General features: G+C 71.9%; 20 protein-coding genes and 1 tRNA gene. 17 read left to right on the top strand and 4 right to left on the bottom strand.

The genetic code is table 11. From position 1 onward, the window contains the following. The first annotated feature begins 14 nt into the window (after positions 1-14). The 5 genes from KBX63_RS22650 (at position 15) to KBX63_RS22670 (ending at position 4,730) form a co-directional block, all read left to right on the top strand. A complete protein-coding gene (locus tag KBX63_RS22650) occupies positions 15-599 on the top strand; it encodes a Uma2 family endonuclease (protein WP_307871800.1) in 585 nt (194 codons plus the stop codon). Next, positions 596-1,546, top strand: coding sequence for a 4-(cytidine 5'-diphospho)-2-C-methyl-D-erythritol kinase (locus KBX63_RS22655; RefSeq protein ID WP_210913761.1), 951 nt, complete (start codon positions 596-598; stop codon positions 1,544-1,546). Before KBX63_RS22650 ends, KBX63_RS22655 begins: the two co-directional genes overlap by 4 nt. Positions 1,547-1,680: 134 nt before the next feature. Further along, positions 1,681-3,486, top strand: coding sequence for an ABC-F family ATP-binding cassette domain-containing protein (locus KBX63_RS22660; RefSeq protein ID WP_210913762.1), 1,806 nt, complete (start codon positions 1,681-1,683; stop codon positions 3,484-3,486). 102 nt (positions 3,487-3,588) lie between these two features. Next, positions 3,589-4,044 (top strand): DUF4383 domain-containing protein, encoded by a 456-nt coding sequence (locus tag KBX63_RS22665; protein ID WP_210913763.1) that lies wholly within the window; start codon positions 3,589-3,591, stop codon positions 4,042-4,044. Positions 4,045-4,250: 206 nt separating this feature from the next. Continuing rightward, positions 4,251-4,730, top strand: coding sequence for a DUF4383 domain-containing protein (locus tag KBX63_RS22670; RefSeq protein ID WP_210913764.1), 480 nt, complete (start codon positions 4,251-4,253; stop codon positions 4,728-4,730). A 6-nt stretch (positions 4,731-4,736) separates the two neighbouring features. Here the strand turns inward: KBX63_RS22670 and KBX63_RS22675 are convergent, their stop codons facing one another. Both KBX63_RS22675 and KBX63_RS22680 read right to left on the bottom strand, forming a co-directional pair. Then, positions 4,737-5,417 (bottom strand): TetR/AcrR family transcriptional regulator, encoded by a 681-nt coding sequence (locus tag KBX63_RS22675; protein ID WP_210913765.1) that lies wholly within the window; start codon positions 5,415-5,417, stop codon positions 4,737-4,739. 224 nt (positions 5,418-5,641) lie between these two features. Further along, positions 5,642-6,607, bottom strand: coding sequence for an acyl-CoA desaturase (locus tag KBX63_RS22680; protein WP_210913767.1), 966 nt, complete (start codon positions 6,605-6,607; stop codon positions 5,642-5,644). Between the two features lie 130 nt (positions 6,608-6,737). On the opposite strand from KBX63_RS22680, the gene KBX63_RS22685 reads away from it, so the two are divergent. The 9 genes from KBX63_RS22685 to KBX63_RS22725 all read left to right on the top strand — a co-directional run bounded on the left by KBX63_RS22685 (position 6,738) and on the right by KBX63_RS22725 (position 14,768). Then, complete coding sequence (locus tag KBX63_RS22685) at positions 6,738-6,926, top strand: hypothetical protein (RefSeq protein WP_210913768.1); 189 nt, start codon at positions 6,738-6,740, stop codon at positions 6,924-6,926. A 144-nt stretch (positions 6,927-7,070) separates the two neighbouring features. Continuing rightward, positions 7,071-7,142: transfer RNA gene (locus KBX63_RS22690), tRNA-Gln, on the top strand. Positions 7,143-7,247: 105 nt separating this feature from the next. Next, the gene (glmU, locus tag KBX63_RS22695; RefSeq protein WP_210913844.1) at positions 7,248-8,783 is read left to right on the top strand and encodes a bifunctional UDP-N-acetylglucosamine diphosphorylase/glucosamine-1-phosphate N-acetyltransferase GlmU; all 1,536 of its coding nucleotides are present in this window, start codon (positions 7,248-7,250) and stop codon (positions 8,781-8,783) included. A 57-nt stretch (positions 8,784-8,840) separates the two neighbouring features. Beyond that, the gene (locus KBX63_RS22700; protein WP_210913769.1) at positions 8,841-9,821 is read left to right on the top strand and encodes a ribose-phosphate diphosphokinase; all 981 of its coding nucleotides are present in this window, start codon (positions 8,841-8,843) and stop codon (positions 9,819-9,821) included. Between the two features lie 319 nt (positions 9,822-10,140). Continuing rightward, complete coding sequence (locus tag KBX63_RS22705) at positions 10,141-10,839, top strand: 50S ribosomal protein L25/general stress protein Ctc (RefSeq protein WP_210913770.1); 699 nt, start codon at positions 10,141-10,143, stop codon at positions 10,837-10,839. Positions 10,840-10,933: 94 nt separating this feature from the next. Then, entirely contained in the window at positions 10,934-11,524 is a 591-nt protein-coding gene (pth, locus tag KBX63_RS22710) for an aminoacyl-tRNA hydrolase (RefSeq protein ID WP_210913771.1), read from the top strand. A 133-nt stretch (positions 11,525-11,657) separates the two neighbouring features. Beyond that, positions 11,658-12,488 carry an inositol monophosphatase family protein gene (locus KBX63_RS22715; protein ID WP_210913776.1) on the top strand — a complete coding sequence of 277 codons (831 nt, stop codon included), beginning with the start codon at positions 11,658-11,660 and terminating at the stop codon, positions 12,486-12,488. Positions 12,489-12,561: 73 nt separating this feature from the next. Beyond that, the gene (cysD, locus tag KBX63_RS22720; RefSeq protein WP_210913785.1) at positions 12,562-13,473 is read left to right on the top strand and encodes a sulfate adenylyltransferase subunit CysD; all 912 of its coding nucleotides are present in this window, start codon (positions 12,562-12,564) and stop codon (positions 13,471-13,473) included. Beyond that, a complete protein-coding gene (locus KBX63_RS22725; RefSeq protein ID WP_210913788.1) occupies positions 13,473-14,768 on the top strand; it encodes a sulfate adenylyltransferase subunit 1 in 1,296 nt (431 codons plus the stop codon). The genes cysD and KBX63_RS22725 overlap by 1 nt, the downstream gene beginning before the upstream one ends. 118 nt (positions 14,769-14,886) lie before the next feature. Here the strand turns inward: KBX63_RS22725 and galK are convergent, their stop codons facing one another. Further along, complete coding sequence (gene galK / locus KBX63_RS22730) at positions 14,887-16,056, bottom strand: galactokinase (protein WP_210913790.1); 1,170 nt, start codon at positions 16,054-16,056, stop codon at positions 14,887-14,889. Next, a complete protein-coding gene (gene galE / locus KBX63_RS22735; RefSeq protein WP_247662907.1) occupies positions 16,053-16,982 on the bottom strand; it encodes a UDP-glucose 4-epimerase GalE in 930 nt (309 codons plus the stop codon). The genes galK and galE overlap by 4 nt, the downstream gene beginning before the upstream one ends. Positions 16,983-17,229: 247 nt before the next feature. Between galE and KBX63_RS22740 the strand changes: the two genes are divergently transcribed. From KBX63_RS22740 to KBX63_RS22750, 3 genes are read left to right on the top strand one after another with little or no spacing between them, the layout of a single operon-like run. Next, positions 17,230-18,375, top strand: coding sequence for a hemolysin family protein (locus KBX63_RS22740; protein WP_210913793.1), 1,146 nt, complete (start codon positions 17,230-17,232; stop codon positions 18,373-18,375). 33 nt (positions 18,376-18,408) lie between these two features. After that, a complete protein-coding gene (trpS, locus tag KBX63_RS22745) occupies positions 18,409-19,434 on the top strand; it encodes a tryptophan--tRNA ligase (protein ID WP_210913794.1) in 1,026 nt (341 codons plus the stop codon). A gap of 13 nt (positions 19,435-19,447) precedes the next feature. Beyond that, on the top strand, positions 19,448-20,029 hold the full coding sequence (locus KBX63_RS22750) for a 2'-5' RNA ligase family protein (RefSeq protein WP_210913795.1): 582 nt from the start codon (positions 19,448-19,450) through the stop codon (positions 20,027-20,029). Positions 20,030-20,087: the final 58 nt, after the last annotated feature.

A 20,087-nucleotide genomic window follows, 5' to 3' on the forward strand; every position in this document is an offset into this window, starting at 1 on the left:
GAGGAGGTGTACGAGTGACCGCGCAGCCGATCGAGCCCACCGCCCAGGGGATGTGGAGCCCGGATCCCATGCGGCAGCGGCTGGCCAACCACACCATCGAGGACGTGCTGGCCCTGCCCGACGAAGCCCCCCGCGTCGAGCTACGTGACGGAGTCCTCGTCGTGGTCCCTTCCCCGACCTTTGGTCATCAGAACATCGGCAACCTGTTGTGGATGTGGCTGCGGCAGCATGCTCCGGCCGAGTTGACGCCGGCCACCGCCGTCGGGGTGGCGATCAACTACCGGAACACTCTCGAACCCGACGTCGTCCTGCTGCAGCGTCCGGTGGCGGCCGACCACCACTACTTCGAGGCTGATCAGGTTGTGCTCGCCGTCGAAGTCGTCTCGCCCGGCACCCGTCGTCGGGACCGGCTGGAGAAGCCGGCCGACTACGCGGACGCCGGCATCCCGCACTACTGGCGGATCGAGCAGGGCCCGCTGCACGTGTACGCGTACGACCTGGTCGGTGGCCGGTATGAGCTGGCTGCCGACTCCGCCGAGGAGCTGATCGTGGCCAAGCCGTTCGATATGCCCCTGCGCGTGCGGGACATCACCCCGTGACCGAGGCCTGGCGACCGGACGACGAGGACGGGCGGCGCGGGGCCAGCGGGCCGGTGAAGGTCCGGGTGCCCGCCAAGGTCAACCTGCACCTCGGGGTGGGCCCGCTGCGCCGCGACGGCTATCACGAGCTGAACACCGTCTACCACGCGATCTCCATCTACGACGAGCTGACCGCCCGCCGGGGCGACACGCTCGCCCTGACCATGGAGGGCGAGGGCACCGGCGAGCTGGCGCTGGACGACACCAACCTGGTGATCCGCGCCGCGCACGCCCTGGCCGGGTACGCCGGGGTGCTGCCACACGCCCGGCTGCACCTGCGCAAGCAGATCCCGCTCGCTGGCGGGCTGGCCGGCGGCAGCGCCGACGCGGCCGCCGCGCTGGTGGCCTGCGACGCGCTCTGGGGCACCGGGCTGTCCCGTGACGAGCTGGCCGGGATCGCCGCCGACCTCGGGTCCGACGTGCCGTTCCTGATCTACGGTGGCACCGCGCTGGGCACCGGCCGGGGTGAGGCGGTCAGCCCCGTGCTGGTCCGCCCCACTTCCTGGCACTGGGTCGTGGCCATCGCCGACGTGGGCCTGTCCACGCCGGCCGCCTACCGTGAGTTGGACCGGCTCCGCGACACCGGCACCGCCGGCGCACCGCTGGGCAGCACCGACGCGCTGCTGGGCGCGCTGCGCCAGCGCGACCCCCGGGTGCTCGCCGCCACGCTCGGCAACGATCTCCAGGATGCCGCGCTGGCCATGCGCCCGGCGCTGGCCGACACCCTGAAGGCCGGCGAGGGGGCGGGCGCGCTCGCCGGCATCGTCTCCGGCTCCGGCCCGACCTGTGTGTTCCTCGCCGCCGACGCGGCCCACGCCGAGCGGATCGCCGCTGAGCTGACCACCGGGGGTGTGTGCCGGGAGGCCCGGGTCGCGCACGGCCCGGTCGCCGGCGCTCGCGTCGGCTGACCCCGGCGTACCAGCGGGCCGCCGCTGGGACCTGCGGGCGTGCGGCGCGGGCGACCGCGGGGTCCGCGTACCCTTGGGTCAGGCGTCCAGGTGCCCGCCGGCACCGGGACGCCTTGATCATGAAGGGTGGGAGCGTGGCCAACATCGTCAACCTGGACCGGGTGTCCAAGGGGTACGGGGCCGCCGGGCCGCTGCTCACGGACGTCTCGCTCGGCTTGGACGACGCCGACCGGATCGGCGTGGTCGGCCTCAACGGCGCCGGCAAGTCCACCCTGCTGCGGCTGCTCACCAAGCAGGAGGATCCCGACGACGGCCGGGTCACCCACCGCCGCGACCTGCGGGTGCTCTGGCTGCCGCAGCAGCTCACCCTCGCCCCCGAGGCCACCGTGCGGGACGTCGTGCTCGGCACCGCCTGGCTCGGCCAGAGCATGGGCGCTGAGCACGAGTGGGCCGGCGACGCCGGGGTGCGGGCCATCCTCGACGGTCTCGGCATGCCGCACCTCGGCCTCGACCAGCCGGTCGGCCCGATGTCCGGTGGCGAACGACGCCGGGTGGCGCTCGCCGCGCTGCTCGTGCGCGACTCCGACCTGCTCATCCTCGACGAGCCCACGAACCACCTCGACGTGGGCGGTGTCGACTGGCTGGCCCGGCACCTGGTGGGTCGCAAGGGCGCCTTGGTCGTGGTCACCCACGATCGGTGGTTCCTGGACGCGGTCTGCACCACCAGCTGGGAGGTCGCCGACCAGACCGTCCGCGCCTACGAGGGCGGTTTCGCCGCCTGGACCCTGGCCCGCGCCGAGCGCGAGCGCGTCGCCGCCGCCACCGAGGCCCGCCGGCAGAACCTGCTCCGTAAGGAGATTGCCTGGCTGCGCCGCGGCCCGCCGGCGCGTACCTCCAAGCCCCAGTTCCGCATCGACGCCGCGAACGCCCTGATCGCCGACGTGCCGCCGGCGCGCGACACCATGTCGCTGCAACGGATGGCCACCTCCAGGCTCGGCAAGCAGGTCTACGACCTGGAGAACGTCGAGCTGCACGCCGGCCCCAAGGAGATCCTGCGGGGCGTCACCTGGCTGGTCGGGCCCGGCGACCGGATCGCCATCCTCGGTGCCAACGGCGCCGGCAAGACCACGCTGCTGCGGATGCTCGCCGGCATCACCCGCCCCGACGGTGGCCGCCTCGGCACCGGTTCCACGGTGCGGCCGGCGTTCCTCTCCCAGGAGCTCGCCGAGCTGCCCGGGCACCTGCGCGTGCTCGAGGCCGTCGAGGAGGTCGCCCGCCGGGTCCAGCTCGGCGACCGGGAGGTCTCCGCCGCCCAGCTCGCCGAGGTCTTCGGCTTCGACGACCGACGGCTGTGGACCCCGGTCAGTGACCTCTCCGGCGGGGAACGCCGCCGGCTGCAGATGCTGCGGCTGCTCGCCGGGGAGCCCAACGTGCTGCTCTTCGACGAGCCCACGAACGACCTGGACACCGACACCCTGGCCGCGCTGGAGGACCTGCTCGACTCCTGGCCCGGCACGATCATCGTGGCCAGCCACGACCGCTACCTGATCGAACGGGTCACCGACACGGCGTACGGGATGTTCGGTGACGGCCGGCTGGTGCACCTGCCCGGTGGCGTCGACGAGTACCTCTCCCGAACCGCCGAGCGGGCCGGCCCCTCCCGGGCTGGCGCCACCCCGGCAGCCGCGCCGACCGGCACCAGCGTGACCGGCATGTCCGCCGCCGAGGTCCGTCAGGCCCGCAAGGAGCTGACCCGGTTGGAACGCCAGCTCGGCAAGCTCGACCAGCGCGAGGTCACGCTGCTCGACCAGCTCGCCGCCGACGCCACCGACTACGCCCGGGTCGCCGAGTTGGACACCCAGCTCAAGGATCTGCGCGCCGAGCGGGAGCGGATCGAGGAGACCTGGATGACGCTCGCCGAGGACCTGCCGGAGAGCTGACCGGGCCGGGCGCGCCGGCCCGGGGGCCGTGTGCGGCGTCACACCGCCACATGCGGGACAATCGTCCGCGACACCTCACCCCACGGCGTTGGAGACTCAGACATGGCCCACACCCCCGTCAACCACCCCGCGCGGCCGATCTACCGGGCGATCGGCGGGCTGACCGGTCTGTACCTGGTGGTCTTCGGTGTGCTCGGCATCATCACGAGCGCCGGGACCGAGGTCCTCGCGCAGGACGACACCAAGGTCCTCGGCCAGGGCACCAACCTCGGCTTCTCGCTGCTCAGCGTGCTGCTCGGGCTCCTCGTGCTGGCTGGCACCGCGCTCGGCCGCAACATCGACGTGGCGATCAACCAGTGGCTGGCGTACGCCCTGATGGTGATCAGCCTGGCCGGCCTCGCGTTCATCCGGACCGACGCCAACTTCTTCAACTTCAGCATCACCACCGTGATCGTGGTGATGAGCGCGGCCCTGGTGCTGCTCATGGTCGGCATGTACGGCAAGGTCGGCACGGAAGAGGAGTCGGAGGCCTGGAAGAAGGCCCGCCTGGTCCTCTGATTCTGTTCCCGCTCTGGTGGGTTTTCGCCGGAGCCCGAGCTGCTCCGGGCGATCAGGCTTGATCCCTGCGCAGCTCGGGCTCCGGCGAAAACCTGACGTGGTCCGGCCTTTGGCGGACCTCCCGCATTTGTGGTTCCCCGGACATGCCCGGTTTCTCGGGCGACAATCCTCCTGAAACGGTCAATTCAGGTGGAGGGGATCAGGGCATGGCGCACTTTCCGGTGAACCATCCGGCACGGCCGCTCTACCGGGTCCTCGCCGGCATGATCGGCGTCTACATCCTGGTCTTCGGCGTCTGGGGAGTCGCCCAGACGATCGGCGATCCGCTCTTCGATCGGGGCAGCAACTGGGTGCTGGGGCTGCGCACCAACCTGGCCTTCTCACTCGCCTCGGTGGTCTTCGGAGTCGTTCTGATCGTCGGGGCGTCCCGGCGCAGCAACCTCGGCCACTACATGAACCTCACCGCCGGCGTGGTGTTCCTGCTGACCAGCATCCTGATGATGTCGGTGCTGCAGACCGATGCGAACTTCCTCAACTTCTCGATGTCGACCGTGGTCGTGTCGATGCTGTTCGGCCTGATCCTGCTCGGCACCGGCCTCTACGACAAGGTCGGCCCCGAGGACCACGCCGAGGCGGCACGGCGCAACCGCAGTCACCCGGTGGCCGAGGTGCACACCCGCCGCTGACCGCGGTCAGCGGCGGCGGGCCGTGATCAGTGTCGGCTTCGCCTCCAGGTGGGACAACCCGTTCCAGGCCAGGTTGACCAGGTGCGCCGCCACCGTCTCCTTGCGCGGCTTGCGCACCTCCAGCCACCAGCGGCCGGTCAGCGCCACCATGCCCACCAGCGCCTGCGAGTACAGCTCGGCCAGCTTCGGGTCGTAGCCGCGGCTCTTGAACTCGGCGCCCAGGATGTGCTCGACCTGGTGTGCCACGTCGTTCATCACGCTGATGAAGTTGCCCGTCCCGGACATCACCGGCGACTCGCGGACCAGCACCCGGAACCCGCTGGTCTCCTCCTCGATGTAGCCCAGCAGGGCCATCGCCGCCTGCTCGAGCAACTCCCGCGGGTGCCCGGCGGTCAGCGCCGTGGTGATCCGGTCCAGCAGCGCCCGGACCTCCCGGTCCACCACCACCGCGTAGAGCCCCTCCTTGCCGCCGAAGTGCTCGTACACCACCGGCTTGGAGACCTTGGCGCGGGACGCCACCTCCTCGATGGAGGTGGCGTCGAAACCGCGCTCGGCGAAGAGCTGCCGGCCGATCGCGATCAGCTGCTCCCGCCGCTGGGTCGCTGACATGCGAACCCGGGAAGTGGGTTTGGGTGGTGGAGCCGGCGCCGCACGCCGGCCACCCGTTCCGTCGGTGAGCTCAGGCATGTCGCCGCCTCGCTGGCGCTCGGTGACGCCCTGCCGTGGGATGGTGCCTCCGCTGTGCCCGTTCACGTCGTCGCCTCACTGGCGGGCGGTCGGACCGCCCAGCCGCGCCGTCCGACCGTACCCGGATCGGGCCCGGCCCCCCGTCCGCCGAGCCGTCCGGTCCCCCCGCGTCGCTCGATCACCCAGCCATCCTGCCAGGCGGCCTCCCGGAGCACCGCCCGCTTTTACCGGGGTGCGACCGGCTTCACCAGCTTTGCCGCGAGGCGCTCCGGCTTCGGCCAGCGCACCTGCGACGCCGCGCCGGTCCTCTCGAACAGCCAGATCACCCGGGCGGAGATGTCCACCTGACCACGCAGCACGCCGTGCCGGGCGCTGGTCGGGTCGGCGTGGTGCAGGTTGTGCCAGCTCTCCCCGAACGACAGGATCGCCAGCGGCCAGAAGTTCGACGCCCGGTCGCCCTGGCGCATGGCGAACGGGCGCTCGCCGTAGACGTGGCAGACCGAGTTGATCGCCCAGGTCACGTGGTGCAGCAGGCCGATCCGGACCAGCCCGGCCCAGAAGAACGCGGTCAGCGCGCCCTGCCAGGACCAGGTCACCAGGCCTCCGACCAGCGCCGGGCCGAGCAGCGAGATGGCCACCAGCATCGGGAAGAGCCGGTCCACCCGGCGGATGTCGTGGTCGGCGAGCAGGTCGGGGGCGAACCGCTCGCGGTTGGACAGTTCGCGCCGGAACAACCAGCCGACGTGCGCGTGGAACAGGCCCCGGGTCAGTGCCCACAGGCTGGTGCCGAAGCGCCACGGCGAGTGCGGGTCACCCTCGAGGTCGGAGAAGGCGTGGTGCCGCCGGTGGTCGGCCACCCACTGGATGATCTCGCCCTGCACCGCCAGCGAACCCGCGACCGCCAACGTCACCCGCAGCCACCGCTTGGCCTTGAACGAGCCGTGCGTGAAGTAGCGGTGGAAGCCGACCGTGATGCCGAGCCCGGAGACCACGTACCAGACCAGGCCGATGACGATGTCGGTCCAGCCCAGCCAGCCGCCCCACGCCACCGGCACGGCGACCAGCAGGGCGACGAAGGGGATCACGACGAAGGCCCAGAGGGCGACCAGGATCCCGGGGGTCTGGCTGCCGTCGGTGAGGGGTTTCGGGCCGGGCCCGGCGGTGTCGGGTTCGAGCAGAGCGGTGGACATGGCACCTCGCAGAGGGGACGGGAACGATCACGAAGCTACGCCTACGTCACCGTAACTTACGGCACCGTAGATCGCACGGCGAAGTTTCCGAAAGCCCTTGCAGAACCCTGCTGAGACGCAGGTCAGAGCCTTGATCGGGGGTGCGGTCGGCGGCACGTTCGGCCCGCACGGCGGGGTTGGCGCGGCGCTGCGGATCGCGCTGCGCAGCCGGGCGGCATCGAGGCTCGGCGGTGCGCCGAACTGGCGGCGGTACTCCCGACCGAACGCGCAGAACATCGACGTCGCCGGCGGGTCCAACCTCTGGTCGTCGCGTCCCTGACCTTCGGACGGCCCGCCCGGCCGTCGACCGGCGGGGCGCCGGCCGCTCGGGCATGGCGGAATGAGCGCTGGCGTCCGGCGGCCGGGGCGCTAAGGTGTAGCGGCGGGATCCCCATCCCCGGATGTGACGCGCTTGCGTCGCTGATCGGCCGTGGTGTAATTGGCAACACCCGGGTCTTTGGTACCCGTGTTTCAGGTTCGAACCCTGGCGGCCGAGCTGCCCCCTAAGTCTGGTTTGGGTTGCAGTGGGGTAAGGCGGAGACGTCCCGGGCCCCGCGGTTAGCATGACCGCGAGAGTGTCCGCCGTCCCGACGGGAGCCACATCGTGCCCCAGCCCCACCTTCGTACCGTCGTCGTGCTCGCCGCCGGTGAGGGCAAGCGGATGAAGTCGACACTGCCCAAGGTCCTGCACCCCCTGCTCGGCCGGACCCTGCTCGGTCACGTGCTGAGCGCGGCCGCGCCGCTGGCCGCGGACCGCACCGTCGTGGTGGTGGGGCACGGCGCCGACCAGGTCCGGGGACACCTGAGCGAGGTCGCCCCGGACGCCACACCGGTGCTCCAGGCCGAGCAGCTCGGCACCGGGCACGCCGTCCGCATCGCGCTGGACGCCGTGCCGGAGGGCGCCGGCACGGTCGTGGTGATCAACGGGGACGTGCCGCTGCTGCGCCCGGAGACGGTGGGCGCGCTGGTGGCCGCGCACGAGGAGGCCGCCGCGGCGGCCACCGTGCTGGCCGCCGAGGTGCCCGACCCGACCGGGCTCGGGCGGATCGTCCGGGACGCCGACGGCCGGCTGGAGCAGATCGTCGAGGAGCGGGACGCCGACGCGACGCAGCGCGCGATCCGGGAGATCAACGCCGGCATCTACGCGTTCGACGCGGTGCGGCTGCGCGCTGCGCTGGGCAAGCTCTCCACGGACAACGACCAGGGTGAGGAGTACCTGACCGACGTCTTCGGCCTGCTCCGCTCGGCCGGCGAGCCGGTCGCGGTGCACGTGGCCGTCGACCACGTCGAGACGCTGGGCTGCAACGACCGGGTGGAGCTGGCGACGCTGCGCCGGCTGCTACGCGACCGGATCAACGAGGCGTGGATGCGCACCGGCGTGAGCCTGCTGGACCCGGCGACCACCTGGATCGACGTGACGGTGGCGGTGGACCGCGACGCGGTGATCGACCAGAACACCCAGCTGTGCGGCGGTACGGTGGTCGGGGCGGGCGCGCAGATCGGCCCGGACGTGACGCTGGTCGACACGATCGTCGGTCCCGGCGCGTCGGTGGTGCGCAGTCACGCGGTGGGCGCGGAGGTGGGCGCGGGTGCCAGCGTCGGGCCGTACGCGTACCTGCGGCCGGCGGCGCGGCTGGCCGACAAGGCGAAGATCGGCACGTTCGTCGAGGTGAAGAACTCCCAGATCGGCGCCGGCTCCAAGGTGCCGCACCTGACGTACGTGGGTGACGCGACGATCGGCGAGCAGAGCAACATCGGCGCGGCGTCGGTCTTCGTGAACTACGACGGTGTGAACAAGCACCGGACGGTCATCGGCAGCCACGCCCGGACGGGGGCGGACAACATGTTCGTGGCGCCGGTCGAGGTGGGCGACGGCGCGTACACGGCGGCCGGCTCGGTCATCGTGGACGACGTGCCGCCGGGGGCGATGGGTGTCGCCCGGGCACGCCAGCGCAACATCGAGGGCTGGGTGGTGAAGCGGCGGGCCGGCACGGCCGCGGCGGAGGCCGCGCAGCGCGCCCGCGACGCTGAGGGTGCGTCGGACGGGGTCGGCGCCGCAAGCGACAGTGAGGCAATGCACGGGCAGGCCGAGACGGTGGGCGGCGGCTCCGGCGCGGGAGATACTGCAACCGAATAGTCCCCGACCCACCACCACCGGGCCGGGTACCACCGAGAAACGGGAGCAGACGGGCCCATGGGCAGCATCGTCGCCGAAAACCGCAAAAGCCTGATGCTCTTCTCCGGACGTGGCTTTCCGGAGCTGGCCAAGGAGATCGGCGAGGTGCTCGGCGTCGCGCCGACGCCGGCCGACGCGTACGAGTTCGCCAACGGCGAGATCTTCGTACGGTTCAAGGACTCGGTGCGTGGTTCGGACGCCTTCGTGGTGCAGTCCGTGACGCACGGGGTGAACACCTGGGTCATGGAGACCCTGATCATGGTGGACGCGCTGAAGCGGGGGTCGGCCAAGCGGATCACCGTGGTGCTGCCGTTCTACCCGTACGCGCGGCAGGACAAGAAGCACCGGGGTCGCGAGCCGATCTCGGCCCGGCTGGTGGCGGACCTGCTGAAGACGGCCGGCGCCAACCGGATCCTCACCGTCGACCTGCACACCGCGCAGATCCAGGGCTTCTTCGACGGTCCGGTCGACCACCTCTTCGCGATGGACATCCTCGCCGAGTACGTGGAGCACAAGTACGCGGGTCGGCCGATGACCGTGGTGGCGCCGGATTCGGGCCGGGTGCGGGTGGCCGAGCGGTGGACCGACCGGCTGGGCGGCTGCCCGCTGGCGTTCATCCACAAGACCCGTGACCCGATGAAGCCGAACCAGGTCGTGGCGAACCGGGTGGTCGGTGAGGTCGAGGGTCGGGTCTGCCTGATCGTCGACGACATGATCGACACCGGTGGCACGATCGCCCGGGCGGCGGACATCCTCAAGGAGTCGGGCGCGGCGGAGATCGTGGTGGCCTCGACCCACGCGCTGCTGTCCGACCCGGCGACCGAGCGGCTGAAGAACAGCCCGATCAGCGAGATCGTGGTGACCAACACGCTGCCGTTGCCGCCGGAGAAGCAGCTGGACAAGTTGACCGTGCTGTCGATCGCGCCGCTGCTCGCCCGGGCGATCCGGGAGGTCTTCGACGACGGTTCGGTGACCACCCTGTTCGGTGGGCTGAGCTGAGCGTCGCGCTGCGGTGAGGCCCGTTCCCGCCGGCTGGGACGCCGGCGGGAACGCGCCCGACCGGCGTCGGTCGCGCGGCCGGCGCGCCGGTGGGAGCGGTGACCTGGGGACTGCCGGGAACCTCGGAATCCGCTCGGGTAGACTGGTGCGGTTGCCACGGCGAGGGTGCCCGGCGGGCCGCTGAATAGCGCCGCACGGAGGCACCGTCATCGACGCGGTGCTCCGGGCAGTCGTTCATGACGCATGAGCCCCAGCGAGCCCCTCGCCCCAGCACCGCAAGACGACAAGCCGCCGCAGCGAAAGCATCAGGAGTTTCCCCGTGTCCGAGGTAAAGATCAGCGCCGAGCCCCGTACCGAGTTCGGCAAGGGTGGTGCCCGTCGTACCCGCCGGGCCGGCAAGGTGCCCGCCGTGCTGTACGGCCACGGCGAGAAGCCCAAGCACATCGCGCTGCCGTCCCGGGAGTTCGCCGCGGCGATCCGCAAGGGTGGCGCCAACCAGCTCTTCGCGATCGACATCACCGACGGCACCCAGGTGCTGGCGCTGCCGAAGGCGATCCAGCGTGACCCGATCCGCGACACCTTCGAGCACGTTGACCTCATCCTGGTCCGCCGGGGCGAGAAGGTCACCGTCGAGGTCCCGATCCAGCTGACCGGCGAGGCCGCACGGGACACCCTGATCGTGCACGACCACGACACCCTCTCGGTGACCGCCGACGCCACCAAGGTGCCGGACCACCTCGAGGCGTCGATCGAGGGCCTGGAGGCGGGCTCCCAGGTGACCGCCGGCGACGTGCAGCTGCCGGCCGGTGTCGAGCTGGCCGTCGACCCGGAGCTGACGGTCGCCGCGGTGACCGCCGCGCCGACCGCCGAGCAGCTCGAGGCGACGCTGCCCGAGGTCGAGGAGGCCACCGAGGAGGCCGAGGCCGAGGTCGGCGAGGTCACCGAGGGCTCCGAGGGTGCGGACGCCGCCCCGACCGCCGAGGGCGGGGAGAACAACGAGGCGCGCACCGAGGCCTGATCGGTTCGTACTGTGCGGCAGGCGTCCCCGAGGGTTCGGGGGCGCCTGCCGTCGTATCGGGAGTCGGTGGGACGGACGTCGGGAGGGGCGGGTCGTGACGGACGAGGCGGGGCCGTGGCTGGTGGTCGGCCTGGGAAACCCGGGTCGGGAGTACGCCGGGAACCGGCACAACGTCGGGTTCATGGTGGCCGATCTGCTGGCCGGGCGGGTCGGCGCGCGGTTCGGCCGGCACAAGCGGGCGGTCGCCGAGGTGGCCGAGGGGCGACTGGGCTTCGGCGGGCCGAAGCTGGTGCTGGCGAAGCCGCTGACGTACATGAATCTCTCCGGCGGGCCGGTGGCGGCGCTGGCGCAGTTCTACAAGGTGCCGCCGGCGCAGGTGATCGCACTGCACGACGAGCTGGACATCGGGTACGGCCAGGTGCGGGTCAAGTGCGGTGGCGGCGAGGGTGGGCACAACGGCCTGCGCTCGATGTCGAAGTCGCTGGGCACCAGGGAGTACATCCGGGTGCGGTTCGGCGTCGGCCGGCCGCCCGGGCGGCAGGACCCGGCGGACTACGTACTGTCGGATTTCGGCGCGGCGGAGCGCAAGGAGCTGGATTTCCTGGTGGACCGGGCTGCCGACGTGGTGGAGTCGGTGATCGTCAAGGGCGTGGAGCCGACGCAGAACCTCTACCACGGCGGTTGAGCCGGGCGGGGCGTACCGGGTCGGGGTTGGCCGGCCGGTAGTCTGCGCCTTTCGGCGTGCCGCGACCGGCGACGCGGGTCGCGGTGTGGCGATCCGGGTGGGTACGGGTCGCGGCGAGGCGACGGGAGTGGCAATGAGCAGTCCTCCGATGATCGACGGCGCGTTCGCCCGGTGGTTGGCGGCCAGGGCCGGTCAGGCGCTGCTCGACCTGCGGGCGGAGCTGGGTTTCGCGGACACCGGCGCCCTGAAGTCGGCCGGGGACAAGGTGTCGCACGACCTGATCCGCACGGAGCTGGCGAAGTGGCGGCCGGACGACGCGGTGCTCTCCGAGGAGGACGAGGGGTCGCGGCTGGCGTGGGCGGCGGAGGTGAACGCCGAGGCGGTGTCCCGGCTGGCGGCGGACCGGGTGTGGATCATCGATCCATTGGACGGCACCCGGGAGTACGCCGAGGAGGGCCGCTCGGACTGGGCGGTGCACGTGGCGCTCTGGGCCCGCAACGCCCCGAGTCCGCACGGGCTCGTCGCCGGCGCGGTGGGACTGCCGGCGCAGCACCGGGTGCTGGGTACGGACTACCCGCCGGCGTACCCGCCGATGACGGTGGAGGCGGCGACGGCCGGCGCGCGGGTGATCCGGTTGGCGGCGAGCCGGAGCCGGCCGCCGGTGTTCCTCACCGATCTGGCCGAGGACGTGGGGGCGAAACTGGTGCCGATGGGGTCGGCCGGGGCGAAGATCGCCGCGGTGGTCACCGGTGAGGTGGATGCCTACATTCACGCCGGCGGGCAGTACGAGTGGGACTCGGCGGCGCCGGTGGCTGTGGCGACGGCCACCGGACTGCACGCTTCCCGTATCGACGGTTCTGCGCTGAGATACAACGAGGCGGATCCGCGCCTGCCGGACCTGCTGGTCTGCCGCAGGGATCTCGCCAGCCGGTTGCTTGCAGCGCTGCAGAGGCATTCCGGGTAGCCTGAGGCACTTCTTGACATGCCCGACCGGAAAGGTCTGGAAATCGGATGAGCGAGCGAATCGAGCCGGTGTCGTGACCACCCCCGCGGCTTACCGGGTCTCCCATCTGGACGCGCTGGAGGCGGAGAGCGTCTTCGTGATGCGCGAGGTGGTCGCCGAGATGGAGCGCCCGGTGCTGCTCTTCTCCGGCGGCAAGGACTCGATCGTCATGCTGCGGCTGGCGCAGAAGGCGTTCGCCCCGGCCAACATCCCCTTCCCGGTCATGCACGTGGACACCGGGCACAACTTCCCCGAGGTCCTGGAATACCGCGACCAGCGGGTCGCCGAGCTGGGGTTGCAGCTCATCGTGGCGAGCGTGCCGGAGGCGCTGGCCAGCGGGCTGGTCCGGGAGTCCGGCGACGGGATGCGCAACCGGATCCAGACGCCGGTGCTGCTGGACGCTGTGGAGAAGCACCACTTCGACGCGCTCTTCGGTGGCGCCCGCCGGGACGAGGAGAAGGCCCGGGCCAAGGAGCGGGTGTTCAGCTTCCGCGACGAGTTCGGCCAGTGGGACCCGAAGAACCAGCGGCCCGAGCTCTGGTCGCTGTACAACGGCCGGCACCACCCGGGCGAGTCGATCCGGGTCTTCCCGCTGTCCAACTGGACGGAGCTGGACGTGTGGCACTACATCGCCCGGGAGCGGATCCCGCTGCCGTCGATCTACTACGCGCACGAGCGCGAGGTGATCGAGCGGGACGGCATGTTCTACGCGGTCAACGAGTTCTTCCGTCCCCGGGCGGGTGAGGAGCGCTTCAAGGCGCAGGTGCGCTACCGCACCGTGGGCGACGCCTCCTGCACGGCGGCGGTCCGCTCGGACGCGGACACCGTGGAGAAGGTCATCGAGGAGGTGGCGGCCACCCGGATCACCGAGCGCGGCGCCACCCGTGGTGACGACCGGGTCAGCGAGGCCGCCATGGAGGACCGCAAGCGGGAGGGCTACTTCTGATGACCACCGAGATCGTGGCCCCGGCTCCCGAAGCCCGACCGATGGACCTGCTGCGGTTCGCCACCGCCGGCAGCGTGGACGACGGCAAGTCGACCCTGATCGGCCGGCTGCTCTACGACACCAAGTCGCTCTTCACCGACCAGCTCGCCGCGGTGGAGGCGGTCAGCGCGGCCCGCGGGGACGAGTACACCAACCTGGCGCTGCTCACCGACGGCCTGCGCGCCGAGCGGGAGCAGGGCATCACCATCGACGTGGCGTACCGGTACTTCGCGACGCCGCGGCGCAAGTTCATCATCGCCGACACCCCGGGACACATCCAGTACACCCGCAACATGGTCACCGGGGCGTCCACGGCCGACCTGGCGCTGATCCTGGTGGACGCGCGCAAGGGCCTGGTCGAGCAGTCCCGCCGGCACGCGTTCCTCTGCTCGCTGCTGCGGGTGCCGCACCTGGTCCTCTGCGTCAACAAGATGGACCTGGTGGACTGGTCGCAGGAGGTCTACGAGCGGATCGCCGACGAGTTCACGGCGTTCGCCGCGAAGCTCGACGTGCCGGACCTGACCGTGGTGCCCATCTCCGCGCTGCGCGGCGACAACATCGTCACCCGGTCGGAGAACATGCCGTGGTACGAGGGCCCGTCGTTGCTGCACCACCTGGAGCGGGTGCACATCGCCAGTGACCGCAACCTGGTCGACGTCCGGTTCCCGGTGCAGTACGTGATCCGGCCGCAGTCCACCACGGTCACCGACTACCGCGGCTACGCGGGTCAGGTCGCCTCCGGCGTGCTGAAGCCGGGCGACGAGGTGATGGTGCTGCCGTCCGGCTTCACCAGCCGGATCGCCGCGGTGGAGACCGCCGACGGGCCGGTCGCGGAGGCGTTCCCACCGATGTCGGTGACGGTACGGCTGGCCGACGAGATCGACATCTCCCGGGGTGACCTGATCTGCCGGCCGAACAACGCGCCGGCGGTGGCCCAGGACATCGAGGCGATGGTCTGCTGGATGGACGAGTCCCGCCCGTTGCAGGTCGGCGGCCGGTACGCGATCAAGCACACCACCCGGTCGGCGCGGGCGATCGTGCGCGGGCTGCACTACCGGCTGGACGTCAACTCGCTGCACCGCGACGAGTCGGCCGACGCGCTGCGGCTCAACGAGATCGGCCGCGTGCGACTGCGCACCACGGTCCCGCTGCTGGCCGACGAGTACCGGCGTAACCGGACCACCGGCGGGTTCGTCATCATCGACGAGGCCACCAACCGCACCGTCGGCGCCGGCATGATCGTCGAAGCCAGCTGACCCTCGCTCGGTTCCCGAGCAAGATCACGCTCGATCCATGAAGTAGTGGCCTCGCCCGAGGGACGTGGCCACTACTTCCATGAACGGGCACGATCTCCCCCTGCCGTTTGGGTGGGGGCTAGTCGAGGCGGGCGGCGCCGGGGGCGGGGAGGACCGTGACGGCGCCCGGCGCGGTGAAGCCGCGCTCGGCGTAGGCGGCGGTCACGGCGGCGGCGACCGCGTCGGCCCGATCCGTGCCGACCAGGGCGAGGACGCACCCGCCGAAACCGCCGCCGGTCATCCGGGCGCCCAGCGCGCCGGCGGCGAGCGCCGACTCGACCGCGGTGTCGATCTCGGGCACGGTGATCTCGAAGTCGTCGCGCATCGAGACGTGCGAGGCGGTGAGCAGCGGGCCGATGTCCCGGACCCGGCCGGCACGCAGCAGCGCCACCGTGTCCAGCACCCGCTGGTCCTCGGTGACCACGTGCCGAACCCGCCGCCGGGTCTCCTCGTCGTCGAGCCGGGCAAGTGCGGTGTCGAGCTGGTCGACGGCCACGTCGCGCAGCGCGGGGACGCCGAGCGCCTTGGCCGCCGCCTCGCAGGACCGGCGGCGGGCGGCGTACTCGCCGTCGGCGTGCCGGTGCGGCGCCCGGCTGTCGATGACCAGCACGGCAAGCCCGGCGGCGTCCAGGTCGAACGGGATGTGCTCGACGGACTCGTCACGGCAGTCGAGGAAGAGTGCGTGCCCGACGCGGCCCCGGATCACGGCGGACTGGTCCATGATCCCGGTCGGCGCGCCGACGTAGACGTTCTCCGCCCGCTGCGCCAGCCGCGGCTGCCGCTCGGTGGGCAGCTCCAGCCCGCCGAGGTCGAGCAGCGCGGCGAGCACGGCCGACTCCAGCGCGGCCGAGGAGGAGAGACCGGAGCCGAGGGGCACGTCGGAGGTGATCGCGAGCCGGGCGCCGGGCACCGGGTGGCCGGCCTCGCGCAGCGCCCAGACCACACCGGCCACGTACGCGCCCCAGCCGGTGACCCGGCCCGGCTCGGCGACGTCGTCCGCGCCGAAGGTGATCGTCTCGTCGGAGAGCTCCGACCAGACCGTCCACCGCTCGCCGTCCTGCCGGTCGGCGGCGACGACGGTCCGCAGTGGCAGCGCGAAGGGCAGCACGAACCCGTCGTTGTAGTCGGTGTGCTCGCCGATCAGATTGACCCGGCCAGGAGCCGCCCAGCGGCCGGCGGCCTGGTCGCCGTACTGCGCGGTGAAGCCGGCGGCGGCCCGCTCGGCGACGTCACCGGTCGGCCGGGTCATGACTGCTCCAGGATGTGCGTGCGGTAGAAGGTCCAGGCGTCCCCGACCATGTCGTGCAGGGTCGGCTTCTGCGGCACCCAGCCCAGCTCGTCACGGGCCAGCGCGGAGGAGGCGACCAGCTCGGCCGGATCGCCCTCGCGACGCGGCGCCACCTCGACCGGCAGTGGGTGCCCGGTGACCTCGCGGACGACGTCGACCACCTGCCGGTTGGTGAAGCCGTTGCCGTTGCCCAGGTTGTAGATCCGGTGCTGGCCCGCGGTCGCCGCGTCCAGCGCCAGCAGGTGGGCCCGGGCCAGGTCGGCGACGTGGATGTAGTCGCGGACGCAGGTGCCGTCCACGGTGGGGTAGTCGTCGCCGAAGAGCTGGAGCTTCTCCCGCCGGCCGGCGGCGACCTCCAACGCGATCGGGATCAGGTGCGTCTCCGGGTCGTGGCGCTCGCCGAGCGCGACGTCACCGGCGAGGTGCGCGCCGGCCACGTTGAAGTAGCGCAGCGACACGGCGGCCAGCCCGTGGGCGATCGCCTCGGAGGTGAGCGCCATGTCGACGGCGAGCTTGGTGGCGCCGTACGTGTTGGTGGGCGCCTTGACCGCGGTCTCCGGGATGGGCAGTTCCGTGGGGTTGCCGTAGACGGCGGCGGTGGAGGAGAAGACCATCCGGGGCACCCCGGCGGCCCGGACCGCGTCGATCAGGGCCAACGTGCCGACCGTGTTGGTCTGCCAGTACAGCTCCGGCTTGACCATCGACTCGCCGGCGGCGATCAGAGCGGCGAAGTGCAGCACCCCGTCGAAGCCGGCGTCGGGGGTGACGATCCGCGCGGCGTCGTGGATGGACGCGTCGACGTGGGTCGCGTCCGGAGCGAGCGCCTCGCGGTGGCCGGTGCGCAGATCATCCAGGACCACCACCTGGTGACCCGCGTCGAGCAGCATCCGGGTCACTACGCTGCCGATAAAGCCGGCACCCCCGGTGACGAGCAGTTTCACGTCCTTGCCTCCTGCCTGGCCCGCCCGGGACGTGGCCTCGGTGAATCACCCTACGGCGGCGGGTGATGTGCCTCGGTGGATCACCCGCCACCCCTATTCCATCATAATCTCTCATGATTAAACAGAGCCGAACATTCGGTTCGCTCCATGCGAACCCCGGTGCGACGGGCCGCCGATGTCTACCATCTCTGTCATGCGGGAAGCGGCCCGTACCGGGCTCCGGCGAGGCGCGCGGGGGAGGCCCCGTCGCGACCCTGGCCCGCTCGCCCGGGCCGTCGCCCGGGTGCTGGTCCGCGCCGCCGACGGCGCCACCCGTCTCGTCACCGACCTATTGGGGACCGGCCCGGCAGCCGGCCGGGAACGCATCTCCGAGGCCGAACTGCGGGACCTGGTCGCGGCGAACACGCTGCTCGACCCGGATGAGCGGCGGATCATCGACGAGGTTCTGGTGGCCGGCGCCAGCCTGGTCCGCGAGGTGATGATGCCCCGCACCGAGGTGGTCTTCCTGTCCGCCCGGCTGACCATCGCCGAGGCCGCCCAGCTGGTCCGTGCCGAGACGCACACCCGCTACCCGGTCACCGACGGCACCCATGACGACGTGGTCGGCTTCGTGCACCTCCGCGACGTGCTGCTGCGCCCGGAGGCCGACGCGTGCGCCACCGTCGGCGAGCTCACCCGGGAGGTGAAGCGGCTGCCCGGCAGCAAGCGGGTGCTGCCCGCGCTGACCGAGATGCGTCGGGAGGGTCAGCACCTCGCGGTGGTGGTCGACGAGTACGGCGGCACCGCCGGGATCGTCACCCTGGAGGACCTGATCGAGGAGTTGATCGGCGAGATCCACGACGAGTACGACGTCGCGCCGGACCCGGTGCACGCCGGCCTGCCCGCCGTGGTGGACGGCCGGCTCAACCTCGCCGACTTCGCCGAGCGGACAGGGGTGGCGCTGCCCGCCGGGCCGTACGAGACGGTCGGCGGGTTCGTGATGGCCGCGCTGGGCCGACTGCCGGTCACCGGCGACGAGGTGCCCGTCCCCGCTGAGCCGGCCGAAGCCGGCGCGCCCGACCCGACCGACCCACCGGGCGGTTGGCTGCTGCGGGTGCTGGCACTGGACGGACGCCGGGTGGCCCGGCTCGCCGTCTCCGCCCTGCGCGTGCCGGAGCAACGCCGTGAGTCCGGCGCCGGGTCGGCGCGGGACGCCGGGGCGGAGCAGGCGTGGGAGGTCGTGGCGGGGCAGCAGCGCGAGGCCGGTGTCGCCCCCGCCCGCCGGGTCGGCGCGAGGGAAGCGCGCGAGGTCAACGCCCCGACACCGGCGGGCCGCGGCCGACCCGCCGGGCCGTCATGACGGACCCCGTTGCCTGCTGACAGAATTATCGGCATGTCCGACGTTCCCGCCCGCCCCCGCGTCTTCTCCGGCATCCAGCCGACGGCCGACTCGTTCCACCTCGGCAACTATCTCGGCGCGGTGCGGCACTGGGTGGCCCTGCAGGAGACCCACGACGCGTTCTACTGCGTGGTGGACCTGCACGCCATCACCGCGGGGCACGACCCGGCGCTGCTGCGCCAGCGGACGCGGGTGGCCGCCGCACAGCTTTTCGCGGTCGGTCTGGACCCGGAGCGCAGCACGCTCTTCGTGCAGTCGCAGGTGCCCGAGCACCCGCAGCTGGCCTGGGTGCTCGGCTGCATCACCGGCTTCGGCGAGGCCAGCCGGATGACCCAGTTCAAGGACAAGTCGCAGAAGCAGGGCAACGAGCGGGCCAGCGTCGGCCTGTTCACCTACCCGATTCTCCAGGCGGCCGACATCCTGCTGTACCAGGCCAACGCGGTGCCGGTCGGCGAGGACCAGCGCCAGCACCTGGAACTCTCCCGGGACCTGGCCCAGCGGTTCAACTCGCTGTTCGGCCCGACGTTCACCGTGCCCGCGCCGCACATCGTCAAGGACACCGCGAAGATCACGGACCTGCAGGACCCGACGGCGAAGATGTCCAAGTCGTCGTCCTCGCCGGCCGGCATCATCGACCTGCTGGAGGACCCGGCCCGGTCGGCGAAGAAGATCCGGTCGGCGGTGACCGACACCGGCCGGGAGATCGTCTTCGACGCCGAGACCAAGCCGGGCGTGTCCAACCTGCTGACCATCCACTCGGCGCTCAGCGGGCGCGACATCGACGAGCTGGTGGCCGCGTACGCCGGTCGCGGCTACGGCGACCTGAAGAAGGAACTGGCCGAGGTGGTGACGGAGTTCGTCCGCCCGATCCAGCAGCGCACCAGCACCTACCTCGACGACCCGGCGCAGCTGGACAAGCTGCTCGCCGCCGGCGCGGAGAAGGCTCGGGCGGTGGCCGGGGCGACCCTGCGGTCCGCGTACGAGCGGGTCGGGTTCTTTCCGCCGGTGCGCGGCGAATAGCGCCGCGGGACAGGTGGGCGGGTCGGTGGCCGAAGGGGCGGCGCGGAGCGTGGATCGCAGTGGTGGGGTGCCGCCGACCGGTGACACCATCCAGATCGGCATCGCGGTGGACATCCCGGAGCCGTGGGGGGCCCTGCTCACCCGGCGGCGGGTCGAGGCCGGTGACCCGCTGGCCGTACCCGCGCACGTGACGCTGCTCGGGCCCACCGAGATCCCGACCGCCAACCTGCCGACCGTCGAGCGGCACCTCGCCAGCGTCGCCGCCGCGCACCTGCCGTTCACGCTGCACCTGCGGGGCACCGGCACGTTCCGCCCGGTGACCCAGGTGGTGTTCGTGGCGGTGGCCGCCGGGATCAGCGAATGCGAACTGCTCGCCTCCGCCATCGCCGCGACGCCGGGCCTGCACCGCCAGACCCGCTTCCCGTACCATCCGCACGTCACCGTGGCGCAGGACGTGGCGCCCGAGGCGCTGGACAAGGCGTACGAGGATCTGGCCGACTTCTCCGCGATGTTCGAGGTCGAGGCATTCACCCTGTTCTCGCACAGCGGGCAGGCCCGGTGGCAGCCGCGTCGGGACTTCCGCCTCGGCGGCTGACCGGCCTGCGCCGCGTCGCCCGGCGAGCAGGGGAAGCCGGTTGCCACCACGGCGGCAG

The organism is Micromonospora sp. U21, assembly GCF_018070045.1.
In the GTDB taxonomy this organism is placed as follows: Bacteria; Actinomycetota; Actinomycetes; order Mycobacteriales; family Micromonosporaceae; genus Micromonospora.

Bases quoted from the DNA above. Each gene is read 5' to 3' on its own strand.
- KBX63_RS22700 (WP_210913769.1), top strand. From the start codon at position 8,841: ATGGGCAGCATCGTCGCCGAAAACCGCAAAAGCCTGATGCTCTTCTCC.
- KBX63_RS22665 (WP_210913763.1), top strand. From the start codon at position 3,589: ATGGCCCACACCCCCGTCAACCACCCCGCGCGGCCGATCTACCGGGCG.
- KBX63_RS22715 (WP_210913776.1), top strand. From the start codon at position 11,658: ATGAGCAGTCCTCCGATGATCGACGGCGCGTTCGCCCGGTGGTTGGCG.
- KBX63_RS22740 (WP_210913793.1), top strand. From the start codon at position 17,230: ATGCGGGAAGCGGCCCGTACCGGGCTCCGGCGAGGCGCGCGGGGGAGG.
- KBX63_RS22670 (WP_210913764.1), top strand. From the start codon at position 4,251: ATGGCGCACTTTCCGGTGAACCATCCGGCACGGCCGCTCTACCGGGTC.
- galK (WP_210913790.1), bottom strand. From the start codon at position 16,056: ATGACCCGGCCGACCGGTGACGTCGCCGAGCGGGCCGCCGCCGGCTTC.
- galE (WP_247662907.1), bottom strand. From the start codon at position 16,982: ATGCTGCTCGACGCGGGTCACCAGGTGGTGGTCCTGGATGATCTGCGC.
- trpS (WP_210913794.1), top strand. From the start codon at position 18,409: ATGTCCGACGTTCCCGCCCGCCCCCGCGTCTTCTCCGGCATCCAGCCG.
- KBX63_RS22675 (WP_210913765.1), bottom strand. From the start codon at position 5,417: ATGCCTGAGCTCACCGACGGAACGGGTGGCCGGCGTGCGGCGCCGGCT.
- KBX63_RS22725 (WP_210913788.1), top strand. From the start codon at position 13,473: ATGACCACCGAGATCGTGGCCCCGGCTCCCGAAGCCCGACCGATGGAC.
- KBX63_RS22680 (WP_210913767.1), bottom strand. From the start codon at position 6,607: ATGTCCACCGCTCTGCTCGAACCCGACACCGCCGGGCCCGGCCCGAAA.